General features: G+C 46.3%; 20 protein-coding genes and 1 pseudogene. 3 read left to right on the forward strand and 18 right to left on the reverse strand.

The annotated features are described in order from the left end of the window. Positions 1-147: 147 nt before the first annotated feature. Positions 148-1,641: a lyase family protein gene (locus FY534_RS10465; protein ID WP_203114510.1), complete on the forward strand. Its 1,494-nt coding sequence runs from the start codon at positions 148-150 to the stop codon at positions 1,639-1,641. Here FY534_RS10465 and hutH read toward each other — a convergent pair. From hutH to FY534_RS10485, 4 genes are all read right to left on the reverse strand, one after another. Then, positions 1,638-3,170 carry a histidine ammonia-lyase gene (gene hutH, locus FY534_RS10470; RefSeq protein ID WP_203114511.1) on the reverse strand — a complete coding sequence of 511 codons (1,533 nt, stop codon included), beginning with the start codon at positions 3,168-3,170 and terminating at the stop codon, positions 1,638-1,640. The genes FY534_RS10465 and hutH overlap by 4 nt on opposite strands. A 162-nt stretch (positions 3,171-3,332) precedes the next feature. After that, complete coding sequence (locus FY534_RS10475; protein WP_203114512.1) at positions 3,333-3,743, reverse strand: hypothetical protein; 411 nt, start codon at positions 3,741-3,743, stop codon at positions 3,333-3,335. Between the two features lie 28 nt (positions 3,744-3,771). Then, positions 3,772-5,874: a S9 family peptidase gene (locus FY534_RS10480; protein ID WP_203114513.1), complete on the reverse strand. Its 2,103-nt coding sequence runs from the start codon at positions 5,872-5,874 to the stop codon at positions 3,772-3,774. Positions 5,875-5,899: 25 nt separating this feature from the next. Continuing rightward, positions 5,900-6,232: a hypothetical protein gene (locus tag FY534_RS10485; RefSeq protein ID WP_203114514.1), complete on the reverse strand. Its 333-nt coding sequence runs from the start codon at positions 6,230-6,232 to the stop codon at positions 5,900-5,902. 138 nt (positions 6,233-6,370) lie between these two features. On the opposite strand from FY534_RS10485, the gene FY534_RS10490 reads away from it, so the two are divergent. Next, complete coding sequence (locus tag FY534_RS10490; protein WP_165611920.1) at positions 6,371-6,520, forward strand: hypothetical protein; 150 nt, start codon at positions 6,371-6,373, stop codon at positions 6,518-6,520. Positions 6,521-6,643: 123 nt separating this feature from the next. On the opposite strand, the gene FY534_RS10495 is transcribed toward FY534_RS10490, so the two are convergent. The 4 genes and pseudogenes from FY534_RS10495 to FY534_RS14860 all read right to left on the reverse strand — a co-directional run. Next, positions 6,644-7,621 (reverse strand): electron transfer flavoprotein subunit alpha/FixB family protein, encoded by a 978-nt coding sequence (locus FY534_RS10495; protein WP_203114515.1) that lies wholly within the window; start codon positions 7,619-7,621, stop codon positions 6,644-6,646. A gap of 22 nt (positions 7,622-7,643) precedes the next feature. Beyond that, on the reverse strand, positions 7,644-8,414 hold the full coding sequence (locus tag FY534_RS10500; protein WP_072872857.1) for an electron transfer flavoprotein subunit beta/FixA family protein: 771 nt from the start codon (positions 8,412-8,414) through the stop codon (positions 7,644-7,646). Positions 8,415-8,417: 3 nt separating this feature from the next. Next, on the reverse strand, positions 8,418-8,876 hold the full coding sequence (locus FY534_RS10505) for a TetR/AcrR family transcriptional regulator C-terminal domain-containing protein (protein ID WP_238413759.1): 459 nt from the start codon (positions 8,874-8,876) through the stop codon (positions 8,418-8,420). A 9-nt stretch (positions 8,877-8,885) separates the two neighbouring features. After that, positions 8,886-9,044 (reverse strand): annotated as a pseudogene (locus tag FY534_RS14860) (helix-turn-helix domain-containing protein); the annotation flags it as partial. A 165-nt stretch (positions 9,045-9,209) separates the two neighbouring features. Here FY534_RS14860 and FY534_RS10510 point away from each other — a divergent pair. Next, a complete protein-coding gene (locus FY534_RS10510) occupies positions 9,210-9,500 on the forward strand; it encodes a hypothetical protein (protein ID WP_238413511.1) in 291 nt (96 codons plus the stop codon). A gap of 218 nt (positions 9,501-9,718) precedes the next feature. Here the strand turns inward: FY534_RS10510 and FY534_RS10515 are convergent, their stop codons facing one another. The 10 genes from FY534_RS10515 to FY534_RS10560 all read right to left on the reverse strand — a co-directional run bounded on the left by FY534_RS10515 (position 9,719) and on the right by FY534_RS10560 (position 17,970). Continuing rightward, entirely contained in the window at positions 9,719-10,162 is a 444-nt protein-coding gene (locus FY534_RS10515; RefSeq protein ID WP_203114516.1) for an RrF2 family transcriptional regulator, read from the reverse strand. 69 nt (positions 10,163-10,231) lie between these two features. After that, positions 10,232-10,540: a non-heme iron oxygenase ferredoxin subunit gene (locus FY534_RS10520; RefSeq protein ID WP_203114517.1), complete on the reverse strand. Its 309-nt coding sequence runs from the start codon at positions 10,538-10,540 to the stop codon at positions 10,232-10,234. An 80-nt stretch (positions 10,541-10,620) separates the two neighbouring features. Continuing rightward, the gene (gene sufB, locus FY534_RS10525; RefSeq protein WP_072872853.1) at positions 10,621-12,018 is read right to left on the reverse strand and encodes a Fe-S cluster assembly protein SufB; all 1,398 of its coding nucleotides are present in this window, start codon (positions 12,016-12,018) and stop codon (positions 10,621-10,623) included. Between the two features lie 53 nt (positions 12,019-12,071). Next, positions 12,072-12,494 (reverse strand): Fe-S cluster assembly sulfur transfer protein SufU, encoded by a 423-nt coding sequence (gene sufU, locus FY534_RS10530; RefSeq protein WP_072872852.1) that lies wholly within the window; start codon positions 12,492-12,494, stop codon positions 12,072-12,074. Next, the gene (locus tag FY534_RS10535; protein WP_278247823.1) at positions 12,481-13,719 is read right to left on the reverse strand and encodes a cysteine desulfurase; all 1,239 of its coding nucleotides are present in this window, start codon (positions 13,717-13,719) and stop codon (positions 12,481-12,483) included. The genes sufU and FY534_RS10535 overlap by 14 nt, the downstream gene beginning before the upstream one ends. Beyond that, positions 13,719-14,999, reverse strand: a complete 1,281-nt coding sequence (locus FY534_RS10540) for a SufB/SufD family protein (RefSeq protein ID WP_203114518.1) — start codon at positions 14,997-14,999, stop codon at positions 13,719-13,721. The genes FY534_RS10535 and FY534_RS10540 overlap by 1 nt, the downstream gene beginning before the upstream one ends. A 12-nt stretch (positions 15,000-15,011) precedes the next feature. Beyond that, positions 15,012-15,797: a Fe-S cluster assembly ATPase SufC gene (sufC, locus tag FY534_RS10545; RefSeq protein ID WP_072872850.1), complete on the reverse strand. Its 786-nt coding sequence runs from the start codon at positions 15,795-15,797 to the stop codon at positions 15,012-15,014. A gap of 332 nt (positions 15,798-16,129) precedes the next feature. Then, the gene (locus FY534_RS10550) at positions 16,130-16,438 is read right to left on the reverse strand and encodes a metal-sulfur cluster assembly factor (protein WP_072872849.1); all 309 of its coding nucleotides are present in this window, start codon (positions 16,436-16,438) and stop codon (positions 16,130-16,132) included. 14 nt (positions 16,439-16,452) lie between these two features. Then, positions 16,453-17,571, reverse strand: coding sequence for an alanine dehydrogenase (gene ald / locus FY534_RS10555; RefSeq protein WP_072872848.1), 1,119 nt, complete (start codon positions 17,569-17,571; stop codon positions 16,453-16,455). A gap of 99 nt (positions 17,572-17,670) precedes the next feature. Further along, complete coding sequence (locus tag FY534_RS10560; RefSeq protein ID WP_203114519.1) at positions 17,671-17,970, reverse strand: hypothetical protein; 300 nt, start codon at positions 17,968-17,970, stop codon at positions 17,671-17,673. Positions 17,971-18,029: the final 59 nt, after the last annotated feature.

An 18,029-nucleotide genomic window follows, 5' to 3' on the forward strand; every position in this document is an offset into this window, starting at 1 on the left:
CCACCATGATTCACAACATTTCCATTCTAATCTGAAACTGATTCGACTTCACATAGAACTGGTCTAAGGCGGATAGACTAAAATAAATAATATTCCAAAATTTCACTTGTCTTTTTATCCCTGGTTCGTGGCTCTGGAGGGTATGAAATGAAAGAAAGAAGAACCGTTCATGATTCGCTCGGTCAAATGGAAATTCCCGCTGATGCCTATTATGGAGCTCAAACTGCGCGGGCTTTGCGCAATTTCCCTATTAGTGGACTCCGTTTGCCGCCTATTTTTGTAGAAGCGCAAGCACTCATCAAATGGGCCGCGGCCAAAGCTCATGCTCATCTTCACGCCCTGTCACCAGAACTGGCAGCAGCCATCTGTCAAGCTGCTGATGAAGTCATTGCAGGCCAGTGGAATCAATGGTTTCAAGTTGACATCTATCAAGCAGGCGCAGGTACTTCGCAAAACATGAATGTCAATGAAGTGATTGCTACACGCGCTTCAGAAATTCTCCGCGGCACACGTGAAGAACCTTTAGCCGTCCATCCTAACGACCATGTCAACAAATCTCAGTCAACCAACGATACCATTCACGCCGCTATGAATTTATCCATGCTTTTGACACATCAACGTTTGGTCGATCCGTCTCTGGCTATTATGGAAACCACTCTAGCTAAAGTTGCCCATCAGGCAGGTTCTGCAGTCAAAGCTGGGCGCACACATCTCCAAGATGCAGTACCTATGCGTATAGCAGACAGTTTCTTGGCATACGCCGAAAACATTCGACGCCATCGTGTATGGTTAAATGAGGCTAGTAGCGCACTGGCGATACTTGGCTTAGGTGGAAACGCTGTAGGAACGGGTATCAATACTCCTCCAGGTTTTGCAGAACAAGCCATAACTTATCTGGCAGAAAGAACACAGCTTCCTCTCTGCCTCCCGGTTAATCCCTTCACCTTTAATCAAAATCCTGATGAAGTTGTATATTACGGGAACATCTTGCAAAGGATGGCAGAGGCCATTGGTCGTATTGCCAACGATTTACGTCTGCTGGCTTCTGGACCACGCACTGGATTGGCAGAAATTGAATTTCCTGCCGTACAACCTGGTTCCTCAATTATGCCCGGCAAAGTCAACCCAGTTATGGCAGAAATGATGAACATGGTAGTCTTCCAGGTGCAAGGTTGTCAATCGACCATTGCTCTGGCCGGATCGGCCGGACAACTGGAACTTAACGTCATGATGCCAGTCATGGCAGCAAACGCTCTGCATGCCATGACTATTTTAGCCAATGCCGTCAAACAATTTGCAGAGCAAGGAGTGGCAGGGCTGATTCTCCATACGGATGTTTCACGTCATTATGCTGAATCCAGTCTGTCTCTAGCTACTGCATTAAACGTCGCTATTGGCTACGAACGTGCAGCAGCAGTTGTTCATCAGGCACTGATAAATAATTGCAGCTTACTGGAGGCAGGGCAACAGCTCGGCTTGGATAGCCATCTGCTGCAATCAGCACTTGACATTGACAGACTGGCAGTGCCCGTTTCTCGTTATTTACCTAAATCCCGCTCAGACATGGAGTCAAACCACCCAACCACGCCTGAGCCAAACGTTCATCAAGCAAATACAAATTGGCCAGAGAATGGAGATTAAATTCCTTCCTGGAATGACGAATGGGTCATTGGAATAGGTGTAGAAAGCAGAACTTCGGCCAACTTTTCAATTTCGGCGCTGTATGAACTGTCTGCCAGCCGAAATGGAACATGCTCGGTTACAAATTCGAGAATACGTAACGTAGCAGGTGCCATCTGTTCTTGACACCTGTTCATCAGCAGAGCGCGTGTCGCAGCAATAAGCTCTATCGCCACGACACGGGCACTGTTGTGCACCATTTGTCTTACTTGACGAGCCGCAATGGTCCCCATGGAAACATGGTCTTCCTGATTGGCAGAAGACGGAATGGAATCAACAGAAGCTGGATGAGCCAATACTTTGTTTTCTGATACAAGAGCTGCCGCAACATACTGAATGATCATGAATCCCGATTCCAAACCTGCCTCACCCGCCAAAAAAGCTGGAAGATTGCTAAGTTGAGGATTAACCAGTCGTTCAGTACGTCTTTCGGAAATATTTGCCCATTCCGCTACGGCTAATTTTAAAAAGTCAAAAGCAAGTGCCATAGGCTGGCCATGGAAATGACCGCCAGAAAGAATTCGCCCATCCGGTAAAACTATGGGATTGTCGGTTACTGCGTTCATTTCAATGGCAAGTTTGTCTTCAACATAATGAACAGCCTGCCAACTCGCGCCATGAACCTGGGGTGCGCAACGCAAGGAATACGCATCTTGCACGCGCACCTCTCCCTGATGAGTGGTGAGTCTGCTGCCACTCAATAAACCCAGAATCCTTTGAGCCACTTCAGCCTGCTCAGGATAGGGGCGTGTAGAGTGCAGTTCTGGCAAGAAAGCATCTGTAATGCCACCAAGAGCCTCCATGGTTAAAGCTAGTGCAGCATCTGCGGCTAAACCCAGGCGTCTAGCTTCCAATGTTGCCAACGCACCAACTGCTGTCATCGCTTGTGTTCCGTTAATTAAAGCCAGCCCTTCTTTGGCTGTCAATTGTACTGGTTGTAAACCCGCTTTTTGCAGAGCAGCCGCTCCGTCCATCACCACTCCCTGATATTCAGCTTGACCTTCGCCCATCAACACAAGTGCCATATGCGCCAACGGCGCCAAATCTCCTGAGGCGCCCAAGGAACCCTGACTAGGAATAACAGGATGTACACGACGGTTGATACAATCGACGAGCAGTTGCAATGTCTCCCTGCGAATACCGGAAAAACCTTTAACCAGTGCGTTCGTCCGTAATACGAGTAGGGCCCTTACCACATCCACAGGAAAGGAGTCACCGACACCCATAGCATGGGAACGGATTAAATTGACTTGTAATCTAGCCACATCTTCTTGCTGAATAGGCACATCCGCCAACTTGCCAAAACCGGTTGTCACCCCATAAACCACCTGTTTTTCAGCAATACAGCGTTCAATATGTTGTCTACTTGCTTCTACTTTTGCCCAAACCTCAGGTGATACACTAACTTGCCAACCCCCTTGGACGATCCGTTCTAATTCTTCCAAAGTCATGTCTGTTCCGTTCAACCAGTATACTTTCTGCTGTTCCATCTTTATTTGTCCCCTTTCCATTACTCTGTTGCTTTAGCATAAGAAAGGGACGACCCAGAGGGCCGCCCCAGAATGAACATCGTGGTTTTTCGAAAATCTTGCATAGCTTGCAAGGTTGTGGTGATATTGGCAGGAAACTTATTTTATGAAAACTATACTTGCTCATGATTCGCCACCCTGTTTAAAATGCCTCCAGTCTAAAGCAGAGTCTTTGAGCAACTCTTCAAAAGACTGATGATCGTCCTCTGCCGGATCAAACAACTCCGCGAAAGTGGCATCCGGATTTTCTTCTAATTTCTCTTTAGCAGAACGAGTCTGAATCTGCTTCTCTTTCTTCGACTTGTCACTTATACGAAGCGCAGTATCTTCATCTGGCTTCTCAGTCATTTTTAGAGCGGACAGTTTCTCCGCCACTGCTGCTGAAAGAAACTCTTCCAAACGTGCGTTTTCTTCCGGTATAACGTTTTTTTTAGGTTTTGCTACCGGCTCCATTTTATCCATGGCGTAGTCAGGTTTCCATTCATCACGATGGTTTACTGTAGAAGCAGACTTCAACTTGTTTCTTTTTACCATTGGCTCACCTTCATGTACGCAATTAACACTATTCTGCCATAACAGGCAAGTGCCTGTCGATAAATTCTAAAATCGCTTCTAATCTTTCTTTTCTTAACGAAGGTTTACCGCTACGAGACAAATCATGGTTGGCTTCAGGTATGCGCAACAGTTCCACTTCACGCCCTAATCTTTTCAAAATCGTATAAAACTGCTCAGCCTGTTCAATCGGACAGCGCATATCCAGTTCCGAATGAATCAAGAGCAGAGGCGTGCGAACCTGTGCTGCATAAGCGAGTGGAGATTGCCGCCAGAGTGTCTCCACATTGTCCGTAACGTCACCTTTTAATTCCGATTCAGTGAAAAAAGGTCCAATATCGCTTACGCCGTAAAAGGAAACAAAATTGCTAATGGAGCGTTGCGACACGGCTGCAAAAAAACGATGATCATGAGCTATCATCCAGTTGGTCATGAAACCACCGTAACTGCCACCTGTAATCGCAATTCGCTTGTCGTCAAGCACATCATGTTGTCGCAAAGCCATTTCAAGGCCGGCAAGAATATCCTGCATATCTTGACCACCGTAATCGCCCTGGACAGCATCAGCAAATTTTTGCCCGTACCCCACACTGCCGCGAGGATTGACAAAAACAAGAGCGTAACCCTGACTTACGAGATATTGAAATTCATGAAAAAAAGAATAGCTGTATGCTGCCTGTGGGCCACCGTGAACTTCTAGTATAACTGGCACTTTGCCATCCACCATTTTGTCAGAATGATGAGGTAACATGACAAATCCTTGCAAACGCCAACCATCCGCAGCACTATACCAAAACGGTTGCACATCTACCCAATTCATCGAAGTTGCCCAAGCATTCGGATAATAAACCTGTTGTTCGTCACTCGGAAAACTGTTGGTTTCCCCTTCGTCCATACTGTCCGTTTCCTGACGCACTGGCCAAGCTGGCAGTCCCTGACCCAGTTGGCATTCTGCCAAATAACACGGTGTTTTCACGTCAGTATAAACATAGACAGCACGGCCTGCTTTGACATCAAAACCGTAAAGATCTCGCCGTCCACCTACCATACGTTGCAATTCGCCAGTTTGGGCATCCACCCGCACCAACTCTGTCATAGCTTGGCGAGTGACGAGCAGATATACCCAACGCCCATCCTCCGACCATAGCGGCGGCGGAAGACTAACTCCCGCACGCAGATCACTCATGTTGTGATTGCCTGTAGCTTCTTGCCAATTTTGCATTAAACTCGTCCACTGACGAGTTTTCAGATCAAAACGATAAAGCCGTTCAAAAGTTGCATTGCCGTATTCTTTGCCATGAGCAAGTACGGCCAGTGCAGTTTCATCTGGTGATACGGAAAGACTATGAACATCCCATTCCTGGCTGAGCAGCGTCAATTTCCGTTCAGATAAAGAAAGTTCATATAGATCGCGCCAAAGACTTATTTCTGCATCAGAACGGCGATTGGATGCAAGATAGACGGCATTGTTTTTCAAGGAAAGGGCATAAGAAGAAACGTCATATGAACCTTCAGTCATAACTTCCACGGTTGAGCTCTGCAGATGAATCCGAACGAGTTGACGAAATACAGGAGATAAAATGCCTCTGCCATCCGCTTTATAGTACAATCTACGAAAACGCTTACTATGTGCCGACCAAGATTTTTGTTGTTCCAGAATCCAGTCTTTTACTTCTGTATCCTTCAACTCTTCTGGCCAAATTTCTATTTCCCCGCCTTCCGGTACATCCACCAATCCATACATCCATTCACCTTGCGCATCTAACTGAATATCGGAAATGCCTCGTAAAAAACGAGTCATCCGATAAGATTCTCCCCCATTCAGTGGCATGCACCATACTTGTGTCGATCCGTTTCGATCAGAGAGGAAATATAACTTGCTCTCATCAGGGGCAAAAACAGCTCGAGAATTAGACCGTCCTAATTGGGTCCACTGCTTGATGGTATGGGTTGAACGATGATATGCGTAAAGATGAGTTATATTCTCATCCTTGTCCACATCAGGCCGAGTTTGCTCAAAGACAATCCAATTCATTTGCGGTGAAAATATAGGCCGTTTAACAACCTGCAAGCGAAACAGATCGGAAATCTCAACACGCGTATGTTCCACCATCCCAAACCCCTCTCTCTGCGCTAAGCTAGTTCACATCCAGACTGCCTTTATCCTGAAGAAATACAGCTAAAAACCGCTTCTCATCTTCTACTAATGATGGATGACTATCCAAATATTCGCGCAGCACCTGTTCTTCCAATGAATTGTTCACTTCACCGATTAAGATTCCTGCTGGCCAATCAGCAATTTTTCGATCATACAAAAGCTCCCACTGCTCTGCACCATCTTCCAGACAACGACGTGATACCTGCATGCGTATGCCTGGTTTTTCCTCTCCATCCCCTACATTGTCGAGATACATATACATTTCAAAATCATCCCATTGATGAGTCCAATCGAGCGGATCAAACTTAGCCATGAGTTGCCGCCTTTCTTAGCCGATATCATCATTTCATGACACTTCATTGATAGATGCATAGCACCATCTTAACATGTTAAAATGGATTTGTTGTAGAAAAGGACATACGTGATTTGTAGAGATGAAAGGGGGGCACTGGTGCGTAGATTTTTTGAAATTCTGTTTGTCATCGCCATTATTGTTGTGGGTTATTATACTTTCCGTCCTCAGCCTGCGTTTCCATATAACGCAAGCAATGGTTACCTCTCAGTTCAATCGGTAGCCAACCAAGTGTCGTCCGCTCCTTAAAAAGATTGGACAGAGGTAACGAGAAAAATCTCAAAACACGTCAGGGCTGTTCCAAAGTAAAACAAACTCTTTTGGAACAGCCCTGATTTTATTGGGTACGGTAAACCATCTACTGAATGAGCGTTATGCCAACAATTTTTTAACCTCTGCCGTCATCAAGGGCACTACTTCAAACAAATCACCCACAATGCCGTAGTCGGCCACTTGGAAGATGGGCGCTTCAGGGTCTTTATTGATTGCCACAATCACTTTCGACGATGACATACCGGCCAAATGTTGAATCGCACCTGAAATACCACAGGCGATATAAAGATCGGGTGTGACTACCTTACCTGTTTGACCAATTTGCATAGAATAATCGCAATAGCCTGCATCGCAAGCACCACGAGATGCGCCAACTGCCGCTCCAAGCACCTCAGCCAGTTCACGTAAAGGAGCAAAACCTTCTTCACTTTTCACTCCTCGGCCACCGGAGACAATAATTTTCGCTTCCGTCAAATCCACACCAGTCGATGCCTTTTGAATAATCTCTTGAACTAAGGTTGCCAAATCCTGTTGTTCAAAAGACACAGAGAGGGCTTCCACGGTTCCCGCTTTACCTGCATCTTCTGCAAGCGGAGCAAGATTGTTGGGACGAATAGTAGCGACAACAGGGTTACTCTTAACAACAACTTTTGTAAATGCTTTGCCAGCATAAATGGGACGAGTAAACTGTAATTGGCCGTTGGTCAACTCGACAGCAATCGCATCTGAAACCTGTCCCACACCCAGACGTTGACTGATTATGGGAGCCAAATCCTTACCTATGGCTGAATGGGCCAATAAGATAAGTTCAGGAGAGAAAACTCGATAAATTTCCATCAAAGCCTTACGATATGCGCCAGGTATATATTTCTCAAGTTCTGGCGCATCAACCACATAAACGCGATCGGCACCTGCCTTGCCAAGTCCTTCTGCCAAAGAACTCACTTGATGCCCCAAGAGAGCTACAGCCACTTCCCCACCTTCGGCAGCTTTTGTTGCTGCTCCGAGCATTTCCAATGTCACATTGCGCAATTTTCCATGACGTACATCAGCAACAACCAGTGCTTTTCGACTCATTCCAGTATCCTCCTTCAGAAATTTAACCAATCACTTTTTCTACAGAATGCAATGCTGTTACTAGTTCACTCACTTGTTGGGATAAATCTCCAGATAGAATCTTGCCAGCGGTTTTAGGCTGTGGCAGGAAAGTTTCAACCACTTCGCTTTTTCTGGCAATTTCCTCGGCAGTTAAACCGAGATCTGCCAAAGTCACGTGCGTAAGCGGTTTTTTCCCAGCTTTGCGAATACCTATCAGAGAAGGATATCGTGGATCGTTTAAGCCCTGTTGAGCTGTGACGAGAACTGGCAGAGTAGCCTTGACAATTTCTTCATCACCTTCTGCGTCACGATGACCAATGACTTCATTGCCGTTCACTTCAAGCTTGGTCAGCGTAGAGATATGCGGAATGCCAAGTTCTTCAGCCAATCGCACTGCTACTTGACCCGAACCGTCATCAACGGCTTGGTTGCCGGCAATAATTAGATCATATTGATCTTTACGAGCTATCGCCGCGAGAACTTTCGCAGCGGAATATTCATCACCAAACAGCTCAGAATCGTCTGCCAGTATGGCTTCATCTGCACCCATCGCCAATGCTGTACGCAGGGCCTCTTCACTGCGTGACGGGCCTACAGAAACTACCACCACTTCGGCGTCACCAGCTTCTTTGATACGGATAGCTTCTTCAATCGCATATTCATCATAAGGATTAATGACAAAACGGACACCATCTTCTTGAACTTGCCCATCTTGAAGACGAATTTTTTCTTCCGTATCGAAGGTTTGTTTAACCAAGACCAGAATTTTCAACGTTTATTCTCCTCCTGTGGACGTTATTTTCTTTTGCTCGCAATTTTGATGCAAGCCATGCAAGAGTACGTCAACCACATCGTTTGATAAATCTGCAAGCGCATATTTACTTCCAGTCAAAACCCAAGCTGTTACAGTTTCATCCATGGTTCCAAAAATCATCCGACGTGCAATTCTATGATTGAGAGCCGGACGAAACACACCTTGTTGCTTGCCTTCTTCAATCAGTCCATCCACAAGATTGTAAAAAGGCTTAACGATATCTCCTACCTGCCTGCGAATATCTGCATCAACTTGGCGCAGATATACCTGTGTAACCATGGCAAGCGCCGGATTGGCTCCGAGATGACTGAAATAGAGATGAATCAGCGTGGACAACTTGTCATCCACATGGGATTTCAGAGGCAGCTTTTGCTCGCACTCTTCGACAATCTGACCAATCGCTGTACGCAAAATGGACACTAGAATATCCTCTTTGTTTTTGAAATACAGATATACTGTGCCGTCTGCCACGCCAGCCTCCCTAGCGATGCGAGAAATCTGCGCGCCATGGTACCCATACTTAGACATGACAGCAATCGCGGCTCGCAGGATAGCGCTGTGCTTGGCATCATCACGTTCCTTAGCGATGGCCCCTCCCCTCCTCTAATGAATGAACAGTCATTCACTATTTGTAGAGTACACCTCGATGAATAAGCTGTCAACTGTCCTATCTGCTTTCAAGATGCCTGAAAGGCAAGTTTCCTGTATACTAGAGAAGAACACTGAACGGTACATGAAGGGAAGGTAAACCATATGATGCCGACACACTCTTCTGAAGAGTGGACCAAAGCGCATATCCAAGTTAATGACAATTTGAACCGACTGCTTGGCGCGTTGCGGGATTACGGCTACAATCCCAATCTTCATATTTCTTACGACCGGGAAGAGCACCATCTTCAGGTCGATCCGGCCATTCTTAACAAACATCCAGATATTAAAATGCTTTTTTTGGACTATTTGTCCGCTTGTCGAGAACGTGATGCTGCACTCGATAAAATTCAACAGTTGCCGAAGATGGACTTAGGATTTCAACAGCAACCTTAAAAAGAGGAATCATCCACTTTTCAAAACACTATTTTTATTTTAACTCTCCAGTTGTCACTTCCTTTACCATGAAAAAGCCTCCATCTCCACACTATCCGTGGATTTGGAGGCTCTTTTTTGGCTTCTTTCTTTTCAAAACAACTGGAAGTTGATATCCGCATACTGCAAGACTTTACTGTACCTGACAAAGAGAATGGAATGACGCATGAAGATTCGAATCAGATGGCAGGCAGCGAAATAGGTTTGTCAGAGAGAACGTCGGCAAGCGTTAAATTATCAAGAGCAGCTATCAGAGCTTCCATCACACACAGCCAAACAGAGCGTGTATGACAAGTAGAAACGCGATCACAAAGCAGTTCAGGACTCAAATTGTCCTCACTTACGCAAGCCATAGGTGAAAGAGAGCCTTCCAGAAAACGCATCAAACTGCCAACGGAAATTTCTGATGCCGGACGACTCAACATAAAGCCTCCATTGACACCTCGAACACTCCGTAGAAAACCAGCTTTGCGCAATTGGGAAACAATCTGATCTAAAAATTGCTCCGGGATGCCTTCTTCGAGAGCAACTGTAGGCAACGCTACGGGAGTCTGCGTCCCCGCTCGCTCGGCAATCGCCACCATAGCGCGCAAACCATACTCCGTTCGCTTCGATACCTTCATTGTTCATCCCCTCGCTTTGTGCAGGTTCTCATTTGCTTCTCAGTGAAAATCCTGACTGCTTTCTTGCTGTCAATCCAAGTGAATCCATACTTCCCCGCCGCGTACTTCTGTCTGATAAGTTTGCAATGGAATATAGCAGGGAAACGCTGTTGCTTCACCTGTTCGTACATCAAACTTACCACCATGCTTGGGACAAGAGACAATGTTTCCTTCCAACCGACCATTCGTCAACTGTTGTGCCGCATGTGTGCAAACATCCGAGGTAGCAAACAAACCGTCTTCCGTATGAAACAAACCAATATCCTCCATGCCAACTTCTACATGAAGCATTTGTCCAACCGGGATCTCAGATAATTGAGCGATTTTGACCCAACCCAAATCTCCATTCCTCCTGCTAAAAACGACTGTAAAGCACGACTTGCCAAGATATCTTGGCAAGTCTGCAGATACAGGCCGTATTAACCAATCGAACCTTCCATCTCAAATTTGATCAGTCGATTCATCTCAACTGCATACTCCATAGGCAACTCACGAGTAAACGGCTCAATAAAGCCCATGACAATCATCCGCGTTGCATCTTCCTCAGAAATGCCTCGACTCATGAGATAAAATAGCTGTTCCTCAGAAACCTTGGATACAGATGCTTCATGTTCCAAAGTTACATCGTCATTCATAATTTCATTGTATGGAATGGTATCCGACGTAGAGTCATCATCCATAATCAGTGTGTCACACTTGATATTCGCTTTGCTCCCTACAGCGTTTGGCGCAAATGATGCTAAGCCCCGATAGGTCGTTTTGCCACCATGTTTGGAAATGGATTTAGAGACGATGGTCGACGTTGTGTTAGGGGCGTTATGCACCACTTTGGCGCCAGCATCTTGATGCTGTCCACGTCCACCAACAGCAATGGAGAGTACCATCGCTTTAGCACCCTCGCCCATCATATATACAGACGGGTATTTCATGGTCAATTTGGAGCCAATGTTGCCATCCACCCATTCCATCGTTGCATCACGATAAGCCACTGCACGTTTGGTTACCAAATTATAAATATTAGGCGCCCAGTTTTGAATTGTCGTATAGCGGCAACGGCCCCTATCCTTGACAATAATTTCAACCACGGCACTGTGCAACGAATTGGTGCTGTATACAGGGGCAGTACAACCTTCCACATAATGCACAAAGGAATCTTCATCGGCAATAATCAGCGTGCGCTCGAATTGCCCCATATTTTCTGAATTGATTCGGAAATATGCCTGCAATGGAACTTCACAACGCACACCTTTGGGAACATAGATAAAACTTCCGCCACTCCACACAGCAGAATTGAGCGCTGCAAATTTATTGTCTTCCGGAGGCACGACCGTGCCAAAATACTCTTTAAAAATCTCTGGATGCTCACGCAACGCCGTATCGGTGTCGGTGAAGAGAACACCCATTTCTTCTAAATCTTTTCGCATGGAGTGATAAACAACTTCCGATTCGTACTGGGCTGATACACCTGCCAAAAACTTCTGCTCAGCTTCTGGAATTCCCAAGCGGTCAAACGTATTCTTAATTTCTTCTGGAACTTCTTCCCATGTCTTCCCTTTTCGTTCAGAAGGCTTGACATAATAGGTAATATCATCAAAATCGAGCTCGGACAAATTACCGCCCCATCGCGGCATCGACTTTTCAAAGAAAATATCCAAAGAACGGAGACGAAAATCAGTCATCCAACCCGGCTCATTCTTCATCATGGAAATCTCTTCAACTGTCTTACGTGTCAATCCCTTTTCAAATTTGACAACCGATATATCGCGATCGCGAAAACCATATTGATACTCTTCCATATCCGGCAATGGTTTAGCCATCTCGTAGACCTCCCATTCATGTGAATTCAATGAATCCAACCTAACCATTCTGCTTATGAATTTGTCTTAGCCGCATTGTCCAACGCTTGCCAAGCTAACGTCGCACATTTAATTCGAGCTGGAAATTTTGACACTCCTTGTAAAGCTTCCAAATCTCCCAATGCTTCCGCATCAACTTCTTCACCGCGCATCATGGCACGAAATTGATGAGCCAATTCAAGAGCTTTATCGACTGATTGCCCCTTGATGGCTTCCGTCATCATGGATGCTGACGCCATAGAAATGGAACAGCCGCTACCTTCAAACCGCACATCCTCAACCTTACCGTCTTGCAAAAGTAGTTGCAGACGAATTTCATCGCCACAAGAAGGATTGCGCAGTTCCACACTGACTGCCGCTTCTTCCAACTTGCCTTGATTGCGCGGATGCTGGTAATGATCCATAATCACTTGACGGTACAATTCATCCAATTGCATGAGCGAAGAACTCCTTTGCCGATTCCAAACCAGACACCAGTGCATCAATATCGGCTTTTGTATTGTAAAGATAAAAACTCGCCCGCGCCGTGGCCGCTTGATGAAGCCATCTCATTAAGGGTTGAGCACAATGGTGACCAGCGCGAATGGCAATGCCCTCTGAATCAAGCACTGTGGAAACATCATGCGGATGCACACCCTTCAAATTGAAGGTCACCAAACCGGCACGCTGTGAACCTGGTGCTGGTCCGTAAATCTCAAGCCCTTCCATTTTCGACAATTGCTCCATAGCATATTGGGCGAGTTGACTGTCGTGTTGATGAATGTCCTCCATGCCCACCTGTTGCAAATAATCAATAGCAGCTCCCAGACCTACCGCACCAGCAATGATAGGAGTTCCACCTTCAAACTTCCAAGGAGTTTCCTTCCAAGTGGATTGTTCCAACTCCACCAAGTCAATCATTTCTCCGCCAAAATACGTTGGCTCCATCTCGTCGAGCCATTCCTTTTTGCCATATAACACACCGATACCTGTAGGGCCACACATTTTATGACCGGAAAAAGCGAGAAAATCGCAATCCAAATCCTGAACATCCACGGGCATATGCGGTACACTTTGCGCGCCGTCTACAACCATTAGCGCTCCCACCTGGTGGGCCATAGCGCCAATTTCTTTAATGGGGTGAATCGTCCCCAAAACGTTGGAAACGTGCTGAATGGCGACTATTTTTGTGCGATCGCTCAATTTGCTGCGCACTTCATCCAAATCCAAATTTCCATCTGGCAAAAGTGTTAGGTAAACCAGCTTTGCCCCCGTTACTCGTGCCACTTGCTGCCAGGGCACCAAATTGCTATGATGCTCAGCAGGCGTCAGCACTATCTCATCACCTTGCTGTAAACGCAAACGTGCCCAACCGTATGCTACCATATTAATGGACTCTGTAGTCCCTCGCGTAAAGATGATTTCTTCTGGACGATCCGCTTGAATAAAATCGGCCACTTTTTCTCGAGCCCGCTCATAGGCTTCCGTTGCACGACTACCCAGCGTGTGTACACCTCGATGAACGTTAGCATTGTCCATCTCGTAGTAACGGCGCAACACGTGTAACACAGATTGTGGCTTTTGGGATGTCGCCGCACTATCCAAATATACGAGTGGGTGTCCATTGATGCTTTGATCTAAAATGGGAAAATCTTTGCGCAGTTGTGTGGGATTGAACATCATCAATCCAACTCCTTTTCCAAACGCGCTACAAACGCTTCACGCACTGCCTCTTCTACAGGCAAACTGAGAATCGTCTCTTCAAAATATCCCCAGATAATCATGCGTGTTGCTAATTTTTCTGAAATTCCCCGTGACATGAGATAATAGATCTGATTGGGATCGATTTTCCCAACACTGGCCGCATGGCCGCAACGCTTTACATCATTCTCATCAATCAGAAGCATGGGAATGGCATCGGCGCGTGCCGTAGAATCAACCAGAATCATCCGGTCATGCTGCTCACTACCCGCTTCCACAGCACCTTTAATAATTTCTGTGCAAGAACGAAATACCGCATTGGCTTTTTGCCGCAATACTCCATGCATGACAATGTCACTCTCCGAATATCGTCCGGCATGTGTCATTTTAGCGGTTAAATCATGGTGCATACGCCCCACCGCAGTACCTAATACACGCGTGTTGGAACGTGACCCATTGCCATCCAGCAAACTCTCTATATCGGACACAGCCAAACCGTCACCCGTGCTCGCTGCATACCAGTTAACTTCTGCATCTTTGCCCAACTTAGCACGGCGCGTATAAAACCGATACGGTCCTGCAAGAATTTCTTCGATCAAGCCAATCTCTAAACGCGCGTCATTCTCAGCCACCACTTCCCACACATCCGACGTGGCAGCAGCAGAAGTAGCCGCAGGTTTCGCAAATTGCATCTCTGCCACACGAGCCTTAGCACCTGTGTCTGCAATGACCAATGTACGAGGATAGGCACTCTCTAGAGCTTCTTCTTCCGAGCGAATGATGAGAATGTCTGAAGACACTTCTACATGACGTGGAACATAGAGCAGCACACCAGCCTGAAATGCAGCCGCATTCAAAGCTGCCCACTTGGAATGTGAAGAAGGAACTACACTTCCCAGATATTTTTCAAGCAAATGACGATGTGTATGGCTTGCCTCATGCAAACTCATGAGGACGACGCCATTTTTCTTATCTTCTTCTGTCAGGCGAATCGCTTCAATTCGATTCCCTAAAATCAAAACAGCCGATCCTGTTACAAACTCAAACAGTTTTCTCGCTTCCAAGTGACTTCCAGTAGAAGGACTTTTTTCTACAACTTCAAACTGACAGCGCTTCAAATCCGTTTTCTCTAACCAAGGTTTTTCTAATGTTTGAAAAGAAGTCCATGCAGACTCACGCCAATCTGCTAGCCAATCTGCTTCCTGCAACTGATGACTGAGCGCACGCCCTACAGAGGCGCTGACGACATTTTTCTCTGTCACAACAGACCCTCCTTACACGCCAGCCTGGACAGATTCGTCTTCAATGCCCAGTTCAGCCTTGAGTTCATCATACCCGTGCGCCTCAAGATATTCGGCAAGTTCCCGGCCACCCGATTTCACAATCCTGCCTTGCATCATGACATGAACGCGATCGGGCACAATATAATTCAACAGACGTTGGTAGTGTGTAATGATGAGAAAACCTGTTTGCGGAGATTTCAAATTATTTACGCCTTCCGCAACAATCTTCAACGCATCAATATCCAAGCCAGAATCGATTTCATCCAAAATAGCGATCCGTGGCTCGAGCATGCTCATTTGCAAAATTTCGTTTCTCTTTTTTTCTCCGCCTGAGAACCCTTCGTTCAAATAGCGCTCTGCAAAGCTTGCGTCTATATTCAATTTCTTCATTTTTTCCTGTAATTGACGGTGGAACTTTAACACTGGAATTTCGTTTCCCTCGCCGGCACGAGCATTTAAGGATTGGCGAATAAAATTGGCATTAGATACACCTGGGACCTCAGCAGGATATTGCATGGCCAAAAAGAGTCCGGCACGAGCCCGTTCATCCACGGACATACTGAGTAAATCTTGGCCATCCAGAGTGACACGCCCACCTGTGACCTCGTATTTGGGATGTCCCATCAAAGCGGAAGCGAGTGTACTTTTACCCGTGCCATTCGGACCCATAATGGCATGAATCTCTCCGCCTCCAACTGTCAAATCCAATCCTTTGACAATCTCCTTGCCTTCAACCGTGACGTGTAATCCTTCAATGACCAACTGTGGAACAGACATCACCATATCCTCCTCACTCAAGCGACCCTCATCATTTTGATGAAAGCCGTTTAACACCATTCATGGCTTCATACATCCATTGGCATAATGTCTTAAAGTTGACTGTTTGAGTCATGTTTCATTCTCAATGTACCATATTGCTGATGAAAATCAAGGGTAACTGCGCATACATGTACCTTGAATTAACTTCGCATACCCTTTTGTCTACAAAATGTCTACAAATAAAGAAGGCAAAGACAGTGTAGTAAAGTTTCGCACTGTCTTAACCTTCTCCAAGAATCCAGGCAAACATGCTGGGAATCCACCCACAACAGGTAGTTGTGTGAAAGCCTTTAAAACAAATATTTAAAAACCAGCTTCGCTTCCTCAGACATCATTTCTTTATCCCAAGGCGGATCAAACGTCAATTCTACTTCGACTTCTTGCACACCTTCCAAAGAAAGCAACGTGTCCTCAATTTGTTGCTTTAAATCATCGTAGGCCGGGCAACCCATAGCCGTCAATGTCATGGTTACTTTAATTTTGCGACCTTCTTCGAGTATATCGATCCCGTAGACCATGCCCAGGTTGACAATGTCAATCTGTATTTCCGGATCGAGCACATCCATCAACATATTGCGAACGACTTCCTCCGTAACCATAAAAACCCCTCCTCTCAGGAGACAAGATTGGACAACGGAGTATACGGCAATCCTAATGAATCAGCTACCGCCTGATAGGTTACATGCCCACGGTATACATTGACACCTTTGGCCAGTGCCTCATTTGCAGCAACCGCTTTTTCCGCTCCCAAATTCGCAAGTTGTAACGCATAAGGGATGGTGACGTTGGTCAATGCAAGCGTAGAGGTACGTGGCACAGCTCCCGGCATATTGGCAACAGAGTAATGCAATACGCCATATTTTTCAAATACAGGTTGGTCATGAGTGGTGATTCGATCAATAGTTTCAATACTCCCACCCTGATCAATGGCCACATCGACAATCACGCCACCAGGATTCATACCCTGCACCATTTCAGCGGTTACCAGTTTAGGAGCACGGGACCCTGGTATCAGGACTGCACCCACCAACAAGTCAGCACCTTCAATCTCCTGACGCAAATTGTAGGCATTGGACATGATGGTACGTATACGTCCCTGAAAGACATCGTCAAGGTAGCGCAACCGCGAAAGGTTCGTATCCAGTATGGTTACAGAAGCACCCAAGCCCATGGCCATACGCGCCGCGTTTGTCCCCACTATACCTCCTCCCACAATGACCACTCGAGAAGGCGGCACGCCGGGAACACCACCAAGTAATTCACCACGTCCACCATGTGCTTTCTCCAGAAAATGCGCGCCAATTTGAATCGACATGCGACCAGCCACTTCACTCATGGGCGAGAGCAAAGGCAAACTCCTATCGGGCAATTGCACCGTTTCATAGGCTATCGCCGTACAACCGCTATCCATCAACGCCTTCGTCAATTCAGGTTCTGGAGCCAGATGCAAGTATGTAAACAACGTCAAGTCTTGACGAAAATATCCAAACTCTTCCGGAAGCGGTTCTTTGACTTTCATGACCATCCCAGCTTGTCCCCAAACATCTGCAGCTGATGGCACAATTTTCGCACCGGCTTCTTCATAGACACTGTCCGTGAAGCCACTGCCCAATCCTGCCCCAGCTTCCACCAAGACCGTATGACCATCTAACTTCAACGCGTGAACACCTGCCGGCGTAATAGCCACACGATTCTCATTATTTTTAATCTCTTTCGGAACCCCCACTATCACCTTTTCCAACCTCCTCGCTATTTGCCAATCCTCAGGCGGCGCCATCAGTGTAAATCAGACCACCCCAGAAACGCAATTGCTGATAAAATAAGCAAGAATTCAGTCCTTTTGATGGCTCTTGTTCGGAGCAGAAATGACTTTCCTGACAACTCTTCTCTGTCCGCGACCTGACTGTTTTTCGGCTAATGGATGTTGACTCAAGTGTTCTCTGTTTTCCACCAACCAGTGTGCAATATTTTTCACATCACTTGGAGCAATTCGCCAATTGCGATGACCAAATTGAAAAGATTCCCCTGTCAGTTGGCCTGCTGCAGCAAGTGAATCCACAGCTATCCGTACGTGCTCGATGTTTTCATGAAGCATTTCTGCCAGTTCAGCCATGCTAAATCTTGTTGTCATGCTCAAATACCTTCTTCGTCCATTATCTCACATCTATGCTCCTCTATTCCGCTATTGAA

The sequence above is a fragment of the Alicyclobacillus sp. TC genome (assembly GCF_016804365.1).
Taxonomy (GTDB): Bacteria; Bacillota; Bacilli; order Alicyclobacillales; family Alicyclobacillaceae; genus Alicyclobacillus_I; species Alicyclobacillus_I tolerans.